The 18835-nt window shown below is 66.8% G+C and carries 11 protein-coding genes and 3 rRNA genes; 6 read left to right on the top strand and 8 right to left on the bottom strand.

Translation table 11 applies throughout. The features are described 5' to 3' along the window. Window positions 1–4: 4 nt before the first annotated feature. Window positions 5–1147, bottom strand: a complete 1143-nt coding sequence (gene mtnA / locus RV986_RS31975; RefSeq protein WP_475920703.1) for an S-methyl-5-thioribose-1-phosphate isomerase — start codon at window positions 1145–1147, stop codon at window positions 5–7. A 140-nt stretch (window positions 1148–1287) separates the two neighbouring features. On the opposite strand from mtnA, the gene RV986_RS31970 reads away from it, so the two are divergent. Genes RV986_RS31970 through RV986_RS31950 form a run of 5 tightly spaced genes read left to right on the top strand, consistent with a single transcriptional unit; the run spans window position 1288 to window position 6898 of the window. Beyond that, complete coding sequence (locus RV986_RS31970; protein ID WP_475920702.1) at window positions 1288–2649, top strand: DUF7847 domain-containing protein; 1362 nt, start codon at window positions 1288–1290, stop codon at window positions 2647–2649. Between the two features lie 4 nt (window positions 2650–2653). Next, on the top strand, window positions 2654–3400 hold the full coding sequence (locus RV986_RS31965) for a DUF4129 domain-containing protein (RefSeq protein WP_475920701.1): 747 nt from the start codon (window positions 2654–2656) through the stop codon (window positions 3398–3400). Continuing rightward, window positions 3397–4599, top strand: a complete 1203-nt coding sequence (locus tag RV986_RS31960; protein ID WP_475920700.1) for a DUF4350 domain-containing protein — start codon at window positions 3397–3399, stop codon at window positions 4597–4599. The genes RV986_RS31965 and RV986_RS31960 overlap by 4 nt, the downstream gene beginning before the upstream one ends. Continuing rightward, the gene (locus RV986_RS31955) at window positions 4599–5588 is read left to right on the top strand and encodes an AAA family ATPase (RefSeq protein ID WP_475924508.1); all 990 of its coding nucleotides are present in this window, start codon (window positions 4599–4601) and stop codon (window positions 5586–5588) included. The genes RV986_RS31960 and RV986_RS31955 overlap by 1 nt, the downstream gene beginning before the upstream one ends. Then, complete coding sequence (locus RV986_RS31950; protein WP_475920699.1) at window positions 5588–6898, top strand: DUF58 domain-containing protein; 1311 nt, start codon at window positions 5588–5590, stop codon at window positions 6896–6898. Before RV986_RS31955 ends, RV986_RS31950 begins: the two co-directional genes overlap by 1 nt. Before the next feature lie 111 nt (window positions 6899–7009). Here the strand turns inward: RV986_RS31950 and rrf are convergent. The 4 genes from rrf to RV986_RS31930 form a co-directional block, all read right to left on the bottom strand. Next, window positions 7010–7126 (bottom strand): 5S ribosomal RNA (gene rrf / locus RV986_RS31945). 94 nt (window positions 7127–7220) lie between these two features. Then, window positions 7221–10344, bottom strand: a 23S ribosomal RNA gene (locus RV986_RS31940). Window positions 10345–10658: 314 nt separating this feature from the next. Further along, a 16S ribosomal RNA gene (locus RV986_RS31935) occupies window positions 10659–12184 on the bottom strand. The 16S, 23S and 5S rRNA genes sit together here, the layout of an rRNA operon. A 610-nt stretch (window positions 12185–12794) precedes the next feature. After that, complete coding sequence (locus tag RV986_RS31930) at window positions 12795–13802, bottom strand: stage II sporulation protein M (RefSeq protein ID WP_475920698.1); 1008 nt, start codon at window positions 13800–13802, stop codon at window positions 12795–12797. A 119-nt stretch (window positions 13803–13921) separates the two neighbouring features. On the opposite strand from RV986_RS31930, the gene RV986_RS31925 reads away from it, so the two are divergent. After that, entirely contained in the window at window positions 13922–14950 is a 1029-nt protein-coding gene (locus RV986_RS31925) for an RDD family protein (RefSeq protein ID WP_475920697.1), read from the top strand. Between the two features lie 79 nt (window positions 14951–15029). On the opposite strand, the gene RV986_RS31920 is transcribed toward RV986_RS31925, so the two are convergent. From RV986_RS31920 to RV986_RS31910, 3 genes are all read right to left on the bottom strand, one after another. Continuing rightward, entirely contained in the window at window positions 15030–15644 is a 615-nt protein-coding gene (locus RV986_RS31920) for a hypothetical protein (RefSeq protein WP_475920696.1), read from the bottom strand. Between the two features lie 99 nt (window positions 15645–15743). Then, complete coding sequence (ahcY, locus tag RV986_RS31915; protein ID WP_475920695.1) at window positions 15744–17201, bottom strand: adenosylhomocysteinase; 1458 nt, start codon at window positions 17199–17201, stop codon at window positions 15744–15746. A gap of 519 nt (window positions 17202–17720) precedes the next feature. Then, the gene (locus tag RV986_RS31910) at window positions 17721–18701 is read right to left on the bottom strand and encodes a cation diffusion facilitator family transporter (protein ID WP_475920694.1); all 981 of its coding nucleotides are present in this window, start codon (window positions 18699–18701) and stop codon (window positions 17721–17723) included. Window positions 18702–18835: the final 134 nt, after the last annotated feature.

The raw sequence follows: 18835 nt of genomic DNA, 5'->3' as shown, positions 1-18835 counted from the left end.
TTAACTAAATCGTTACCTGGCGTGACCTGTCACACAGCTCGGCAAGCGCCGCAGCCGTCACGGGCGACACAGCGCCCTCTTCAGTCACGATCGCCGTCACCAACTCGGGAGGCGTCACATCGAACGCCGGGTTGTACGCCTGGGTCCCCAGGGGTGCCACCGGTATCCCGCCTCCCGCTTCCACTCCCGCCACCGGCACCTGAGGTGCTGTGACCTCGGTCACTTCATGTCCGGGGCGCTGCTCGACCTCGATGGACGCCCCGTCCGGGGTGTCCGGATCCACCGTCGTCACCGGTGCCACCACGATGAACGGCACATGGTGATACCGGGCCAGCACCGCGAGCGGATAGCTCCCCACCTTGTTCGCGACCGAACCGTCGGCGGCGATCCGATCGGCCCCGATGAGCACCGCGTCCACCTCCCCCGCCGCGAACAGTGATCCCGCCGCGTTGTCCGTGAGCAAGGTGTACGCCATTCCGTTGCGCGCCGCCTCGTAAGCCGTCAGGCGAGCACCTTGCAGCAACGGACGCGTTTCGTCCACCCAGAGCCGCCGCAGCTGCCCCGCCCGATGCGCCGCGAGAGCCACCGCGAAGGCCGTGCCCTCCCCTCCTGACACCAGCGCCCCGGTGTTGCAGTGGGTCAGGATCCGGTGCCCGCCCCCGGGCAACAGCTCGTCGAGCAGCGCGAGGCCGTGCTCGGCCATGCGTGCGCTGGCCTCGGCGTCCTCCCGGTGCAGCGCCCGCGCCGCCGCCAGCGCCGCCCCGGCGGCCCGCCGCTGATCACCGCCGGAGAGCGCGGCACGGTACGCCGAGTGCGCCCGGCGCACACCGACAGCGAGGTTCACCGCGGTGGGCCGGGCACCCGCCAGCGCACGGGCGGCCTCGTCCACGTCGAAGCCGCGCGCGGCGGCGAGCGCGACGCCGTACGCCCCGGCGATCCCCAGCAGCGGCGCTCCGCGCACGGCAAGCGTGCGGATCGCCTCCACCAGCGCAGGCGCGTCCGTGCACACCCGCTCGACCTCCTCTGCGGGCAGTCGCGTCTGATCGAGAAGGACCACCACAGGCCCTTCGGGTGGTTCGTCCCAGCGGATCGCCGGTATCTCCAGTGGCCCGTCGTGCTCGCGGGATTGCGCGTACTGATCAGCCATCCGCCCAGTCTGCCCCGTACCCGGCGGACAATTGAAGGTGCACAGCCCGTACGGGGGCCGGTCCCCCGTCGGGCACACCGTGGCACGATGGCTGCCAACCTGCCGCCGCGACCGCGGACGGGCACCGTGAAGGAGCGACGATGAACGACACTCCGGGCTGGGCCTCGCCCGGATCTGCCCCCTCCAACGGTCAGGAGCCGGACAAGTCCGGCGCCACGCAGCCCTCGGAGCAGCCTTCGGACCAAGGCGGCACGGACCAGCCGGAACCGCCCTCGAAGTGGTCCAAGGAGCAGCCCCCGCCCGGCCAGTGGTCCGCTCCCAGCCCGCAGGGCCCCGTTCAGGCCCCGCCACCGCCACCGCCCGGCCCGGGCTGGGGCGGTCAGCAGCCTCCCGGCCCGGGCGGCCCCGGAGGCCAGGGCGGCGGTTACGGCGGCGGCTGGGGAGGCCGTGGCTACGGCGGCCCAGGGGGTCCCAGTGGCTGGGGAGGCAACTGGGGCGGCCCGCCGCCCGCCGCCAAGCCCGGCGTGATCCCGCTGCGCCCGCTCGGCGTCGGCGAGATCCTCGACGGCGCGGTCTCCACCATGCGCACCTACTGGCGCACGGTGCTGGGCATCTCGCTGACCGTGGCGGTCGTCACGGAGATCGCGGTCATCCTGCTCCAGGGCCTCGTCCTGGACGACACCACGAGCACCGACGCCCTCAACGACCCGAGCGCCACCGCCGGCGAGCTGAGCCGCGCCCTGGGCGACGTCATGCTGAGCTCCGGCGTCGTCGTGCTCATCGGCCTGCTCGGCACCATCGTCGCGACAGCCCTGCTCACATCCGTCACCAGCCGCGCGGTACTCGGCAAGTCGGTGACCACCGCCGAGGCCTGGCGCGACGCCCGACCCCAGTTGCCGAAGCTGTTCCTCCTGACCTTCCTGCTGCCGCTCATCGCCATCGTGATCATCAGCGTCGGCACGCTCCCGGGCCTGCTCGTCGCAATCACCGGTTCGAGCGACGCGGGCGCCGCGCTCGCGGTCCTCGGCGGGCTCGGCGCGGCCATCGTCGCGCTCTGGCTGATGATCCGCTTCTCGCTCGCCTCGCCCGCCCTGATGCTGGAGAAGCAGAGCGTCCTGAAGTCGATGAGCCGCTCCGCGAAGCTCGTCCGCGGCTCCTGGTGGCGGGTCTTCGGCATCCAACTGCTCGCCACGATCATCGCCAATATCGTGGCCTCGATCGTCGTGATCCCGTTCGCCCTCGTCGCGTCGGCCCTCAGCGGTGACGGCGTCACCGGCTTCCTCAACAGCAGCGGCAGCAGCCCCAGCTGGACGTTCCTCATCGTCAGCGGCATCGGCTCGGTGATCGGCTCCATGATCACCTTCCCGATCTCCGCGGGCGTCACCGTGCTCCTCTACATCGACCAGCGCATCCGCCGCGAGGCCCTCGACCTCGACCTGGCCCGCGCCGCCGGTGTCCAGGACTACGGTTCCAGCACCCCCGGCACCACTCCCGGGAGCTGATGCGGTGAGTCCGGCGGGGGAAGTTCTCGCAGCGGTACTGACGCTGCCGCGCACCGGCGCCACGGCCGTCCTCGCGCTGCCGCGCGGCGACGAGCCACCGGTGACGATCCCGCGCGACCCCGCCCGGGAGGCGGCCAAGCGCGAACTGTCCAAGCGGATGTACCACGAGAACGACCCCGGCCTGGTCCAGCGTGCCCTGAACGCCTTCTGGGACTGGGTCGACAAGCTGTTCGGCGCCGCCTCCTCCGCGACTCCCGGCGGGGTGCTCGGACTTGTCGTCATCGTGGTGGCCGTACTGGCTGTCGTGGCCGCCCTCTGGTGGCGCCTCGGCACCCCGCACCGCACCCCCACCTCGTCCGCCGCGCTCTTCGACGACCGCCCCCGCAGCGCCGCAGAACACCGCGCGGCCGCCGAGGCGTACGCCGCCCAGGGCCACTGGAACCAGGCCGTCCAGGAGCGCATGCGGGCCGTCGTGCGCTCCCTCGAAGAACGCGCCCTGCTCGACCCACGCCCCGGCCGCACCGCGGACGAGGCCGCCGCCGAAGCGGGCCGCACACTGCCCTCCCACACGGACCGGCTGCGCGCCGCGGCCCGGGACTTCGACGACGTCACATACGGCGGCCGGACCGCGGGCTCCGACACATACCAGCGCCTCACCGAGCTCGACCGCGACCTGGAACGCACCAAGCCCGTACTGACGAACAGCGCCCAGAGCACGGCCCACAACGCCCGCCAGGGGGCCACCCCATGACCGAGGCCACCCTCACGCCCCCCGCGGCCTCCACCTCGGCCTCGCCCACCGCCCGCCAGGTGTGGACCCGCGCCCGAGGGATCGCCCTCGCGGTCGTCATCCTGCTGGCGGCCGCCGTTGTGATCGCCGTGATCCGCTCCGGCGCCCAGCAAGGCCGCCTCGACCCACGCTCCGCCGCCCCCTACGGCAGCCGTGCCACCGGCGCACTCCTCGGCGACCACGGGGTCTCCACGCGCGTGGTCACCACCCTGGACGAGGCCCGCGCCGCGACCGGCCCCGACACCACACTCCTCGTCGCCACCCCGGACCTGCTGACCCAGCGTCAACAGACCGGCCTCCGCACGGCGGCCGCCAACTCCGGTGGCCGCACGGTCCTGATCGCCCCCGGGGCGCCCTCCCTCGGCACCCTCGCCCCCGGAGTCACCGCCGACCCCGCGATCAGCTTCGCCTCGACGCTCTCCCCCGGCTGCGACCTGCCCGCCGCCCGGCGCGCGGGCAGCGCCGACACGGGCGGCATCCGCTACACCACCACCGACCTCGGTGCCGACGCCTGCTACCCCAGTGAGGGCCTGCCCACCCTGCTGCGCATCCCCGCGCCCTCCGGGGCCGGCGACACCGTCGTCATCGGCGCCCCCGACATCCTCTACAACAAGCGTCTCGACAAGCAGGGCAACGCCTCGCTCGCCCTCCAACTGCTCGGTTCCCGCCCCCACTTGGTCTGGTACCTCCCCTCGCTCTCCGACACCTCGGCCACCGACTCGGGCGACCAGAGCTTCCTCGACCTGCTCCCCTCGGGCTGGCTCTGGGGCACACTGCAACTCTTCATCGCGGCAGCCCTGGCCGCCCTCTGGCGGGCACGCCGACTCGGCCCCCTCGTGCCCGAACGCCTCCCCGTCGCGATCCGCGCCTCCGAAGCCGTCGAAGGCCGCGCCCGCCTCTACCGCAAGGCCAACGCCCGCGACCGCGCGGGCATCGCTCTGCGCTCCACCACCCGCACCCGCCTCGCCCCCCTCGTCGGCGTATCCCCCGCCCAGGCGCACGCGCCCGAGGCACTGCTCCCCGCCCTGTCCGCCCAACTCCAGGGCGACGGACAGACCCTGCACTCCCTCCTCTTCGGCCCGCCGCCCCGCGACGACGCGGCCCTCATCTCCCTCGCCGACCAACTCGACGCCCTCGAAAGAGAGGTACGCCATTCATGATGGACCCGACCACTGACAACGCCGGGTACACCGGGGATCCGGGCGCCGCCCGCTCCTCCCTGGAGGCCCTGCGCACCGAGATCGCCAAAGCCGTGGTCGGCCAGGACCCCGCCGTGACCGGCCTCGTCGTCGCCCTCCTCTGCCGCGGACACGTTCTCCTTGAAGGAGTCCCCGGGGTCGCCAAAACGTTGCTCGTCCGCGCACTCGCGTCCGCACTCGAACTCGACACCAAGCGCGTCCAGTTCACCCCCGACCTGATGCCGAGCGACATCACCGGCTCCCTGGTCTACGACGCCCGCACCGCCGAGTTCTCGTTCCAGCCAGGCCCGGTCTTCACCAATCTCCTGCTCGCCGACGAGATCAACCGCACCCCGCCCAAGACCCAGTCGTCCCTCCTCGAAGCGATGGAGGAACGTCAAGTCACGGTCGACGGCACCCCCCGCCCGCTCCCGGAGCCATTCCTGGTCGCAGCGACCCAGAACCCGGTCGAGTACGAGGGAACGTATCCTCTCCCCGAAGCCCAACTGGACCGGTTCCTCCTCAAACTGACGATCCCTCTCCCGTCCCGCGAGGACGAGATCAACGTCCTCACCCGCCACGCCGAGGGCTTCAACCCGCGCGACCTGCGCGCCGCCGGCGTACGCCCCGTAGCGGGCCCCGCCGACCTGGAAGCCGCCCGCGCCGCCGTAGCCAAGACAGCGGTCTCCCCCGAAATCACCGGCTATGTCGTCGACATCTGCCGCGCCACCCGTGAATCGCCGTCCCTCACCCTCGGCGTCTCCCCGCGCGGCGCGACCGCCCTCCTCGCCACCGCCCGCGCCTGGGCCTGGCTGACGGGCCGCGACTATGTCATCCCCGACGACGTGAAGGCCCTGGCCCTCCCCACCCTCCGCCACCGCATCCAGCTCCGCCCCGAGGCCGAGATGGAGGGCGTGACGGCAGACTCGGTCATCAACGCGATCCTCGCCCACGTCCCCGTCCCCCGCTGATGGCACTCACCGGACGCGCCGCCCTCCTGGCGGCCCTCGGCACATTGCCCATCGGCATCTGGGAACCGAGCTGGACGGGCATCCTCGCCGTCAACGCTCCGCTCGCCCTGGCCTGCGCCTGCGACGCCGCCCTGGCGGCTCCCGTACGCCGCCTCGGCCTGACCCGCTCCGGCGACACCTCCGTACGCCTCGGCGAAACCGCCGATGTCACCCTGACCGTCACCAACCCCTCCGGCCACCCCCTGCGTGCCCACCTCCGGGACGCCTGGCCCCCCAGCAGCTGGGAGCCAGGAACCGAGGTAGCCGCCTCCCGCCACCGCCTGACGGTTCCCGCCGGCGAACGCCGGCGCCTCACCACCCGTCTGCGTCCCACCCGCCGCGGCGACCGCCAGGCAGACCGCGTCACGATTCGCTCGTATGGCCCCCTGGGCCTGTTCTCCCGCCAGGGCAGCCACAAGGTCCCCTGGACGGTACGAGTCCTGCCACCGTTCACCAGCCGCAAGCACCTCCCCTCCAAACTGGCCCGTCTGCGCGAACTCGACGGCCGCACGAGTGTGCTGACCCGCGGCGAGGGCACGGAATTCGACAGCCTGCGCGAGTACGTCCCCGGCGACGACACCCGCTCCATCGACTGGCGCGCCACCGCGCGCCAGACCACCGTCGCCGTACGCACCTGGCGCCCCGAACGCGACCGCCACATCCTTCTGGTCCTCGACACGGGCCGCACCTCGGCCGGCCGCGTGGACGACGCCCCACGCCTCGATGCCTCGATGGACGCGGCACTCCTCCTCGCCGCCTTGGCCTCCCGAGCCGGCGACCGCGTGGACCTTCTCGCATACGACCGCCGGGTACGCGCCCTGGTCCAGGGCCGGGCAGCGGGCGACGTCCTCCCGTCCCTGGTCAACGCGATGGCCACCCTGGAACCGGAACTCATCGAGACGGACGCCCGCGGCCTCACTGCCACAGCACTCCGCACGGCTCCCCGCCGCTCCCTGATCGTGCTGCTGACCAGCCTCGACGCGGCCCCCATCGAAGAGGGCCTGCTTCCCGTACTCCCCCTCCTCACCCAGCGTCATACGGTGCTGGTCGCATCGGTGGCCGATCCGCACATCGCCCGCATGGCGATGGCCCGAGGAACCACCGAATCGGTGTACGAAGCAGCGGCTGCGGCCCAGGCCCAGACAGAACGCCATCGCACAGCCGAACAGCTACGACGCCACGGAGTCACCGTCGTGGACGCGACTCCGGACGACCTGGCGCCCGCGCTGGCGGACACGTATCTGGCACTCAAGGCCGCAGGACGGCTGTAAGCGGGCACAAAAAAAGGGGGCCCCTGAAAAGGAGCCCCCTAAAATAAAAAGATCCCGGAATGCAGAAAACCCCCGGACCGATTTCCCGGTACGGGGGTCTCCTCACAATTTGTTCGGCGGCGTCCTACTCTCCCACAGGGTCCCCCCTGCAGTACCATCGGCGCTGTAAGGCTTAGCTTCCGGGTTCGGAATGTAACCGGGCGTTTCCCTCACGCTATGACCACCGAAACACTATGAAACTGTAACTACCGCACCATACCCAGTGGCCCCGGGCATGGGGTTGTTCGTGGTTTCAGAACCAACACAGTGGACGCGAGCAACTGAGGACAAGCCCTCGGCCTATTAGTACCAGTCACCTCCACACCTTACGGTGCTTCCAGATCTGGCCTATCAACCCAGTCGTCTACTGGGAGCCTTAACCCCTCAAAGGGGGTGGGAATACTCATCTCGAAGCAGGCTTCCCGCTTAGATGCTTTCAGCGGTTATCCCTCCCGAACGTAGCCAACCAGCCATGCCCTTGGCAGGACAACTGGCACACCAGAGGTTCGTCCGTCCCGGTCCTCTCGTACTAGGGACAGCCCTTCTCAATATTCCTACGCGCACAGCGGATAGGGACCGAACTGTCTCACGACGTTCTAAACCCAGCTCGCGTACCGCTTTAATGGGCGAACAGCCCAACCCTTGGGACCGACTCCAGCCCCAGGATGCGACGAGCCGACATCGAGGTGCCAAACCATCCCGTCGATATGGACTCTTGGGGAAGATCAGCCTGTTATCCCCGGGGTACCTTTTATCCGTTGAGCGACGGCGCTTCCACAAGCCACCGCCGGATCACTAGTCCCGACTTTCGTCCCTGCTCGACCCGTCGGTCTCACAGTCAAGCTCCCTTGTGCACTTACACTCAACACCTGATTACCAACCAGGCTGAGGGAACCTTTGGGCGCCTCCGTTACTCTTTAGGAGGCAACCGCCCCAGTTAAACTACCCATCAGACACTGTCCCTGATCCGGATCACGGACCCAGGTTAGACATCCAGCACGACCAGAGTGGTATTTCAACGACGACTCCCACACGGCTGGCGCCGCGCTTTCAAAGTCTCCCACCTATCCTACACAAGCCGAACCGAACACCAATATCAAACTGTAGTAAAGGTCCCGGGGTCTTTCCGTCCTGCTGCGCGAAACGAGCATCTTTACTCGTAGTGCAATTTCACCGGGCCTATGGTTGAGACAGTCGAGAAGTCGTTACGCCATTCGTGCAGGTCGGAACTTACCCGACAAGGAATTTCGCTACCTTAGGATGGTTATAGTTACCACCGCCGTTTACTGGCGCTTAAGTTCTCAGCTTCGCCAAGACGAATCTTGACTAACCGGTCCCCTTAACGTTCCAGCACCGGGCAGGCGTCAGTCCGTATACATCGCCTTACGGCTTCGCACGGACCTGTGTTTTTAGTAAACAGTCGCTTCTCGCTGGTCTCTGCGGCCACCCCCAGCTCAAGGAGTAAATCCTCTCACCAGTGATGGCCCCCCTTCTCCCGAAGTTACGGGGGCATTTTGCCGAGTTCCTTAACCATAGTTCACCCGAACGCCTCGGTATTCTCTACCTGACCACCTGAGTCGGTTTAGGGTACGGGCCGCCATGAAACTCGCTAGAGGCTTTTCTCGACAGCATAGGATCATCCACTTCACCACAATCGGCTCGGCATCAGGTCTCAGCCTCAATGTGCAACGGATTTACCTATCACACGGCCTACACCCTTACCCCGGGACAACCACCGCCCGGGATGGACTACCTTCCTGCGTCACCCCATCACTCACCTACTACAGGTCTGGACCGTCGGCTCCACCACTTTCCATTCCCCGAAGGGTCCGGAACGGCTTCACGGACTTAGCATCGCCTGGTTCAATGTTTGACGCTTCACAGCGGGTACCGGAATATCAACCGGTTATCCATCGACTACGCCTGTCGGCCTCGCCTTAGGTCCCGACTTACCCTGGGCAGATCAGCTTGACCCAGGAACCCTTAGTCAATCGGCGCACACGTTTCTCACGTGTGTATCGCTACTCATGCCTGCATTCTCACTCGTGAACCGTCCACCACTGCCTTCCGGCGCGGCTTCACCCGGCACACGACGCTCCCCTACCCATCCATACAGGCGTTGGCCCTATTGTATGAATGACACGACTTCGGCGGTACGCTTGAGCCCCGCTACATTGTCGGCGCGGAATCACTAGACCAGTGAGCTATTACGCACTCTTTCAAGGGTGGCTGCTTCTAAGCCAACCTCCTGGTTGTCTCTGCGACTCCACATCCTTTCCCACTTAGCGTACGCTTAGGGGCCTTAGTCGATGCTCTGGGCTGTTTCCCTCTCGACCATGGAGCTTATCCCCCACAGTCTCACTGCCGCGCTCTCACTTACCGGCATTCGGAGTTTGGCTAAGGTCAGTAACCCGGTAGGGCCCATCGCCTATCCAGTGCTCTACCTCCGGCAAGAAACACACGACGCTGCACCTAAATGCATTTCGGGGAGAACCAGCTATCACGGAGTTTGATTGGCCTTTCACCCCTAACCACAGGTCATCCCCCAGGTTTTCAACCCTGGTGGGTTCGGTCCTCCACGACCTCTTACAGCCGCTTCAACCTGCCCATGGCTAGATCACTCCGCTTCGGGTCTTGAGCGCGCTACTAAAACGCCCTATTCGGACTCGCTTTCGCTACGGCTTCCCCACACGGGTTAACCTCGCAACACACCGCAAACTCGCAGGCTCATTCTTCAAAAGGCACGCAGTCACGACGCACCGAGTAAACTCGATGCGCGACGCTCCCACGGCTTGTAGGCACACGGTTTCAGGTACTATTTCACTCCGCTCCCGCGGTACTTTTCACCATTCCCTCACGGTACTATCCGCTATCGGTCACCAGGGAATATTTAGGCTTAGCGGGTGGTCCCGCCAGATTCACACGGGATTTCTCGGGCCCCGTGCTACTTGGGTGTTTCTCAAACGAGCCGTTGACATTTCGACTACGGGGGTCTTACCCTCTACGCCGGACCTTTCGCATGTCCTTCGCCTACATCAACGGTTTCTGACTCGTCTCACGGCCGGCAGACCGTAAAAGAGAAATCCCACAACCCCACATACGCAACCCCTGCCGGGTCTCACACGCATATGGTTTAGCCTCATCCAGTTTCGCTCGCCACTACTCCCGGAATCACGGTTGTTTTCTCTTCCTGCGGGTACTGAGATGTTTCACTTCCCCGCGTTCCCTCCACATACCCTATGTGTTCAGGTATGGGTGACAGCCCATGACGACTGCCGGGTTTCCCCATTCGGAAACCCCCGGATCAAAGCCTGGTTGACGACTCCCCGGGGACTATCGTGGCCTCCCACGTCCTTCATCGGTTCCTGGTACCAAGGCATCCACCGTGCGCCCTTAAAAACTTGGCCACAGATGCTCGCGTCCACTGTGCAGTTCTCAAACAACGACCAACCACCCACCACCCTGCCGCACACGGCAAGTTCACTGGGGCCGGCACTGAAGGCAGCCATGATCGGCCGAACCCTCAGACACCCAACAGCGTGCCCGGCACCCCTGCCGCTTCCCTCATTCGTTCCACGCCCCGAAGAGCAGTACTGGAAGGAGAAGACAGTCAAGTGCACCGAATAATCAACGTTCCACCCATGAGCAACCACCGTCGAACATCTGCCGACGTAATGGCCCTGGACCACCGGGCAAGCCCGGCAGCCTAGATGCTCCTTAGAAAGGAGGTGATCCAGCCGCACCTTCCGGTACGGCTACCTTGTTACGACTTCGTCCCAATCGCCAGTCCCACCTTCGACAGCTCCCTCCCACAAGGGGTTGGGCCACCGGCTTCGGGTGTTACCGACTTTCGTGACGTGACGGGCGGTGTGTACAAGGCCCGGGAACGTATTCACCGCAGCAATGCTGATCTGCGATTACTAGCAACTCCGACTTCATGGGGTCGAGTTGCAGACCCCAATCCGAACTGAGACAGGCTTTTTGAGATTCGCTCCGCCTCACGGCTTCGCAGCTCATTGTACCTGCCATTGTAGCACGTGTGCAGCCCAAGACATAAGGGGCATGATGACTTGACGTCGTCCCCACCTTCCTCCGAGTTGACCCCGGCAGTCTCCTGTGAGTCCCCATCACCCCGAAGGGCATGCTGGCAACACAGAACAAGGGTTGCGCTCGTTGCGGGACTTAACCCAACATCTCACGACACGAGCTGACGACAGCCATGCACCACCTGTACACCGACCACAAGGGGGCGACCATCTCTGGCCGTTTCCGGTGTATGTCAAGCCTTGGTAAGGTTCTTCGCGTTGCGTCGAATTAAGCCACATGCTCCGCTGCTTGTGCGGGCCCCCGTCAATTCCTTTGAGTTTTAGCCTTGCGGCCGTACTCCCCAGGCGGGGAACTTAATGCGTTAGCTGCGGCACCGACGACGTGGAATGTCGCCAACACCTAGTTCCCACCGTTTACGGCGTGGACTACCAGGGTATCTAATCCTGTTCGCTCCCCACGCTTTCGCTCCTCAGCGTCAGTAATGGCCCAGAGATCCGCCTTCGCCACCGGTGTTCCTCCTGATATCTGCGCATTTCACCGCTACACCAGGAATTCCGATCTCCCCTACCACACTCTAGCCTGCCCGTATCGACTGCAGACCCGGGGTTAAGCCCCGGGCTTTCACAACCGACGCGACAAGCCGCCTACGAGCTCTTTACGCCCAATAATTCCGGACAACGCTTGCGCCCTACGTATTACCGCGGCTGCTGGCACGTAGTTAGCCGGCGCTTCTTCTGCAGGTACCGTCACTTGCGCTTCTTCCCTGCTGAAAGAGGTTTACAACCCGAAGGCCGTCATCCCTCACGCGGCGTCGCTGCATCAGGCTTTCGCCCATTGTGCAATATTCCCCACTGCTGCCTCCCGTAGGAGTCTGGGCCGTGTCTCAGTCCCAGTGTGGCCGGTCGCCCTCTCAGGCCGGCTACCCGTCGTCGCCTTGGTGAGCCACTACCTCACCAACAAGCTGATAGGCCGCGGGCTCATCCTTCACCGCCGGAGCTTTCAACCCACCCAGATGCCCAGGCAGGTATTATCCGGTATTAGACCCCGTTTCCAGGGCTTGTCCCAGAGTGAAGGGCAGATTGCCCACGTGTTACTCACCCGTTCGCCACTAATCCACCCCGAAAGGCTTCATCGTTCGACTTGCATGTGTTAAGCACGCCGCCAGCGTTCGTCCTGAGCCAGGATCAAACTCTCCGTGAATGTTTTCCCGTAATCGGGACGACACCACGAGAGCGGAACCCCCCGAGGAATAATCGGAAGGTTCACAGCGTCCTCGCTGTGCGCCTACCGGACAATGCCCGGCAGGACTTTTTCAAAGGAACCACGCCCCGACCGATCGGCCGGAGACGGGGTATCAACATATCTGGCGTTGATTTTTGGCACGCTGTTGAGTTCTCAAGGAACGGACGCTTCCTTTGTACTCACCCGAGAGACTCTCTCAGGCTTTCCTCCGGGCGCTTCCCTTCGGTGTTTCCAACCTTACCAGATCCGTTTTCCGTTCCGTTTCCGGTCGGAATTTGTTTCCGGTGGCCGTTGGAAGGCCTTTGCCTATTCGATTGCCTTGCGGCTCTCTTTCGGCGAGTCCGACTTTATCAGAAGTTATTGACCGGCCTTACCGGCCGCTCAGTCCTGAATAATCGGGAGGTGCTTCTCGGAATCGTATTCGCAAGAAGCTGACAGATGCTAACTGCCACCATCTGGACCTGTCCAGTTCTAGGCAACTGTTCGAATCTACCTCCCCACCAGCTCCGTGTCAACGGCTCTTGTGGGGCGAGGAGGAGACTAGCAGGTCAGCGAGGGTGAACGCACATCACGCGGCCGTCGGGAGAGTGGCGCTGCGCTCCGACTCGTCGACGTCACCCGTGTCGCCGGCCCGTACCGCCCGACTGCCCAGGACATAGACGTATGTAAGAAAGGCCAGTTCAGCCGCGATTCCTATGGCGATACGGGCCCAGGTGGGAAGACCGGACGGCGTGACGAAGCCTTCGATGGCGCCCGAGACCAGGAGGACCAGCGCCAGGCCTATCGCCATGCCGAGGGCGGCGCGGCCTTCCTCGGCGAGCGCCGTACGGCGGGAGCGGGGGCCCGGGTCGATCACGGTCCAGCCCAGCCGCAGACCGGTGCCTGCCGCCACGAAGACGGCAGTCAGTTCCAGGAGGCCGTGCGGAAGGAGCAGGCCCACGAAGGTGTCGAGGCGGCCTGCCGACGACATCAGGCCGATGCCCACGCCGACGTTGAGCATGTTCTGGAAGAGGATCCACAGGACCGGTATCCCCAGGAAGACGCCCAGGACCAGGCACATCGCGGCGGCCTGGGCATTGTTCGTCCAGACCTGGGCGGCGAAGGACGCGGCCGGGTGGCTTGAGTAGTAGGTCTCGTACTCGCCGCCCGGTCGGGTGAGCTGGCGCAGTTCGCTGGGTGCCGCGATCGAGGACTGGACCTCGGGGTGCGCGCCTATCCACCACCCCAGGACGATCGCGACGACGGTGGAGAGGAGTGCCGTGGGAACCCACCAGTGGCGCGAGCGGTAGACCGCCGCAGGGAAACCGTGCGCAAGGAAGCGGGTCACATCGCGCCAGGAGGCGCGGCGGGTGCCTGTCACGGCGCTGCGCGCGCGTGCCACCAGTTGGCTGAGGCGACCGGTGAGCTGTGGGTCCGGGGCACTGGACTGGATCAGGGAGAGATGGGTGGCCGTACGTTGGTAGAGGACGACGAGTTCGTCGGCCTCGGCTCCGGTGAGTCGGCGTTGGCGGCGCAGCAGGGCGTCGAGGCGGTCCCACTCGGCACGGTGGGCGGACACGAAGACGTCGAGGTCCATCGGTTCTACTGCTCCTCGTCCTCTCGTACTGCGTGCCAGCTTGTCGTACTGCGGCGCGATGCGCTCTCAGCTTGGCAGACTGACGGTTCTCGGGGCAGGTCAGGGGAAGGACGGCGAGCGTGAGTGAGCTAGTGACAGGCGAGGCGGTGGCGCTGGAGTTGCGCCCCGCCAAGCTGCCGAGCCGGGCCCTGGCCGTGTTGCTCGATCTGGCTGTGGCGATGGTCATCTATGTCATCGTCACCATTGGATTGGTGGCCTCGACGGCGGCCCTGGACGAGGCGGCTCAGATCGCCGTCTCGATCGCGAGCTTTGTTCTGCTGCTGGTGGGCGGGCCGATCGCGGTGGAGACGCTCAGCCACGGCCGTTCGCTGGGGAAGATGGCGTTCGGGCTGCGGGTGGTACGGGACGACGGGGGGCCGATCCGGTTCCGGCACGCGCTGGTGCGCGGTGCCATCGGTGTGGTCGAGATTCTGATGACGTTCGGGGTCATCGCGTGCACCGCCTCGCTCGTTTCGGCTCGGGGGCGGCGGCTCGGTGACGTGTTCGCGGGCACTCTCGTCGTGCGGGAGAGGATTCCGGTCGGCCGTACGGCCTTCGTGCCTCCGCCGCCGCCATGGCTGGCGGGGCGGTTCTCCGGGCTTGATCTGTCGGCCGTGCCGGACGGGCTGTGGCTGGCCATTCGTCAGTACCTGACGCGGATGCAGCAGCTGGACCCGCAGGTCGGTGGGGCGATGGCGGAGCGGCTCGCCTCCGATCTCGCTGCCCGTACGGGGTCTCCGGCACCGCACGGGGTTCCGGCGGCGGCGTATTTGGCGGCCGTGGTGCAGGAACGGCAGGCGCGGGAGGCCAGGAGGGCCTTCGGAGGTGGGGCGGCCACGATGACGCCCGGGGGTCCGGGTGGGCTCGCCCCCGGGATGCCCAGCGTGAGCGGTGTGGGCGGCGTGGGCGGTCCGGTGGTGCAGCAGCCGGGGGTTTACGGCTATCCGCAGGCGGCTCCTTCGGCGCCCCCGGTCCCGGGAGTCTCGTATCAGTCGGCGCCCCCTGCCGCGGAGCGCCCGGCGACGCCGGCGCAGCAGGCACCCCGGTCCGCGGGGCCGCGGGAGGAACCGGCCGAACGGCCCGCGACCGGGTTCGCACCACCTGCCTGACCCTGCGGCATCACCCGCCTGCGCCCGCTACGAAGCTCCGTGGCTGACAAGGCTCCGGGTCGGCCATGCCCCGATGTCGTCAGGCGAAGACCGACGGCGGTGATTCGAGCTGCTCAAGTTCGATGCCGGGGGCCGCGAGGACCACGTCTCCCGAGATGTGCACGGCGTGCTGCTCCCCCGTGTCCAGGGCTGTGACCTGGTATTCGTCCACGGCGAGGGGGCCGTTGTCAGTGGCGTGTGTTTCTCTCGAGATCAAGGCCCAGGATTGGTCGAGGGTGCGCGGGGCGAGGACCGGGTCGGTGAAGGCGACGAGGCGTACGCGGGTTGCGGAGGCATCGGGGGTGAGGCGAAGCAGACGGGCGGTGGCGACGAGGAACGCGGGGGACGTGCCGGTGAAGGCGTGGGCGCGGACGTTGCCCTCGGTGGCCTGGGTGCCGTTGGGGTCGGTGCGGACCCAGGTGACGCCGTCGAGCGCGGCGCCGCGGACCTGCCAGCTCGCGGCGTGCAGTTCGAGACGGATGGGGCGGCCGAGCTCGTCGAGGGCAAGGTCGACGGAGCCGGCATGGTCGCCGGAGGGGGTGGTCAGTTGGGAGACGTAGCGCCAGCCGGAGGGGCCGGGCGCGCAGTGGAAGTGTTCTTCGGCGAGGGGGGTGTGATCGTGCGGGTCATGGAGCGAATAACGGCCGCGGGGCATGGGCGTTCAGGTCCTCATCGGGGGCAGGCCCCCGCCACGGGGCGAGGGCCTGCTGACATCCGTACGCCGAGCGGTTGGTACCGCTGCTCGGCGGGGTGCTCAGTAGCGGTAGTGGTCCGACTTGTACGGGCCCTCGACCTCTACACCGATGTACGAGGCCTGCTCGGGGCGGAGGGTGGTGAGCTTGACGCCGAGGGCGTCGAGGTGGAGGCGGGCGACCTTCTCGTCGAGGTGCTTGGGCAGCACGTAGACGTCGGTCGGGTACTCGCTGGGCTTGGTGAACAGCTCGATCTGGGCCAGGGTCTGGTCCGCGAACGAGTTGGACATCACGAACGAGGGGTGGCCGGTGGCGTTGCCCAGGTTCAGCAGACGGCCCTCGGACAGCACGATGAGGACCTTGCCGTCGGGGAACTTCCAGGTGTGGACCTGCGGCTTGACCTCGTCCTTGACGATGCCCGGGATCTGCGCGAGGCCGGCCATGTCGATCTCGTTGTCGAAGTGGCCGATGTTGCCCACGATCGCCTGGTGCTTCATCTTGGCCATGTCGGCGGCCATGATGATGTCCTTGTTGCCGGTCGTGGTGACGAAGATGTCGGCCTTGTCGACGACCTCGTCGAGAGTCGTGACCTGGTAGCCGTCCATCGCCGCCTGCAGCGCGCAGATCGGGTCGATCTCCGTGACGATCACGCGGGCGCCCTGGCCGCGCAGGGACTCCGCGCAGCCCTTGCCCACGTCGCCGTAGCCGCAGACGACCGCGGTCTTGCCGCCGATGAGGACGTCGGTGGCGCGGTTGATGCCGTCGATCAGGGAGTGGCGGCAGCCGTACTTGTTGTCGAACTTCGACTTGGTGACGGCGTCGTTGACGTTGATCGCCGGGAACAGAAGGGTGCCGTCGCGGTGCATCTCGTACAGACGGTGGACGCCGGTCGTGGTCTCCTCGGTCACGCCGCGGATCTCAGAGGCGAGCTGGGTCCACTTCTGCGAGCCGTCCGTGATGGTGCGGTGCAGGAGTTCGAGGACGAAGCGGTGCTCCTCGGACTCGGCGGTGTCGACGGACGGGACCTTGCCGTCCTTCTCGTACTCGACGCCCTTGTGGACGAGGAGAGTGGCGTCGCCACCGTCGTCCAGGATCATGTTCGGGCCGCCGGTGGGGGTGTTCGGCCAGGTCAGGGCCTGCTCCGTGCACCACCAGTACTCCTCCAGGGTCTCGCCCTTCCAGGCGAAGACCGGGACGCCCTGCGGGTTCTCGGGCGTGCCGTTCGGGCCGACCGCGATGGCGGCGGCGGCGTGGTCCTGGGTGGAGTAGATGTTGCAGGAGGCCCAGCGGACCTCGGCGCCGAGGGCGACCAGGGTCTCGATGAGGACGGCGGTCTGCACGGTCATGTGCAGGGAGCCGGTGACGCGGGCACCCGCGAGGGGCTGCGCCTTGGCGTACTCGTTGCGGATCGACATCAGGCCGGGCATCTCGTGCTCGGCGAGGGTGATCTCCTTGCGGCCGAACTCGGCCAGGGAGAGATCGGCGACCTTGAAGTCCTGTCGGTTGTCGACAGTCGTCATGGCGGGCTGCTCCTCGGAATCGGGGCGAGGTGGATACGGCTGGTCTGCGCGGCGGCGGGCATACGTATGCCCGAACAAGGCACGGTCGTGACCAGCAGGACACAGGCGTGCCTGTCGCGCGCAGCGCAGTCGTCGGAGGCCCTCTCTCCCTCGGCCGGTCCGCGGTGGGACCGCCCGACCGCCATCAGCAGCGACGTCTGGCTCAGTGACCAAGCTACACCGGTTGCCACGGGCCTCCCCAGCCCGGCTTCGGCCAACAGACGTTCGGGACAAGGTCTCGGACTGCGGCGGACCCTCGTGTTCCGGCGAGGCGCGGGACTCGCCGTCGGGCGTGCGGATGAGCCCGGGCACGCCTCCGACCAGTCGGGTTGCTCCTGCCGGGGAGCGGCGCGGTCGTCCGTCTGCCCGGCAGGTCCGGCCCGGACGCGGCTGGGGCCCGCCTGAAAATCCAGGCGGGCCCCAGCCGAGTACGAGCGGAATACGAGTGGAGTACGAGCGGGCTGCGAAAGGAGGCGGGGATCAGTGCGCGGAAGGCGTCGGTCCCGGGCCTCCCGGGGTGGCGTCGCGATCGGGGCCCTTCGCCGCCTCCCCCTCGTTGTAGATGTCCGGCTCCAGGTAAATCACGCGGGCGATGGGGACGGCGGTGCGGATGCGGGACTCGGCGGCGTTGATCGCGGTGGCGACCTCGGCGGCCGTGTCGTCGTGCTGGACGGCGATCTTGGCGGCGATCAGGAGCTCCTCCGGGCCGAGGTGGAGCGTGCGCATGTGGATGATGCCGGTGACGGTCTCGCCGTCGACGATGGCGGCCTCGATCTTCTTGACGTCGTCGATGCCGGCGGCCTCGCCCAGGAGGAGGGACTTGGTCTCGGCGGCGAGGACGAGCGCGATCAGGATGAGCAGGATGCCGATGCAGAGCGTGCCGATGCCGTCCCAGACGCCGTCGTCCGTGAGCAGGGCGATGCCGACGCCGCCGAGGGCGAGGACCAGACCGATCAGCGCGCCGAAGTCCTCCAGGAGGACGACCGGCAGCTCGGGGGCCTTGGCCCGGCGGATGAACTGCGACCAGGACAGCTTTCCGCGCAGCTCGTTGGACTCCTTGATGGCCGTACGGAAGGAGAAGCTCTCGGCGATGATCGCGAACACCAGAACGCCCACCGGCCAGTACCAGTGCTCGATCTCGTGCGGGTGCTTGATCTTCTCGTAGCCCTCGTAGACGGCGAACATGCCGCCGACCGAGAAGAGGACGATCGAGACGAGGAAGGCGTAGATGTAGCGCTCGCGGCCGTAGCCGAAGGGGTGCTGCGGGGTTGCCTCGCGCTGGGCCTTCTTGCCACCGATCAGGAGCAGGGCCTGGTTGCCGGAGTCGGCGAGCGAGTGGACGCCCTCGGCGAGCATCGAGGACGAACCGCTGAAGGCGAACGCCACGAATTTCGATACCGCGATCGCGAGGTTGGCGCCGAGTGCCGCCACGATCGCTCTGGTGCCGCCTGAAGCGCTCATGTGCTCCTGCATTCCCTTCGTACGCCGTCCGGGCCCCGTTCGTACCCTCGTACGCCGGTCCGGGCTTTGCCCGCCCTTTGCGGTGGGCCATTGTTGCAGCCCGGTCCGACGGCGGTGCCTCAGGCCGCCACAGT

The organism is Streptomyces sp. RLA012 (assembly GCF_056270325.1).
This window is presented reverse-complemented; position numbering and strand designations above follow the sequence as displayed.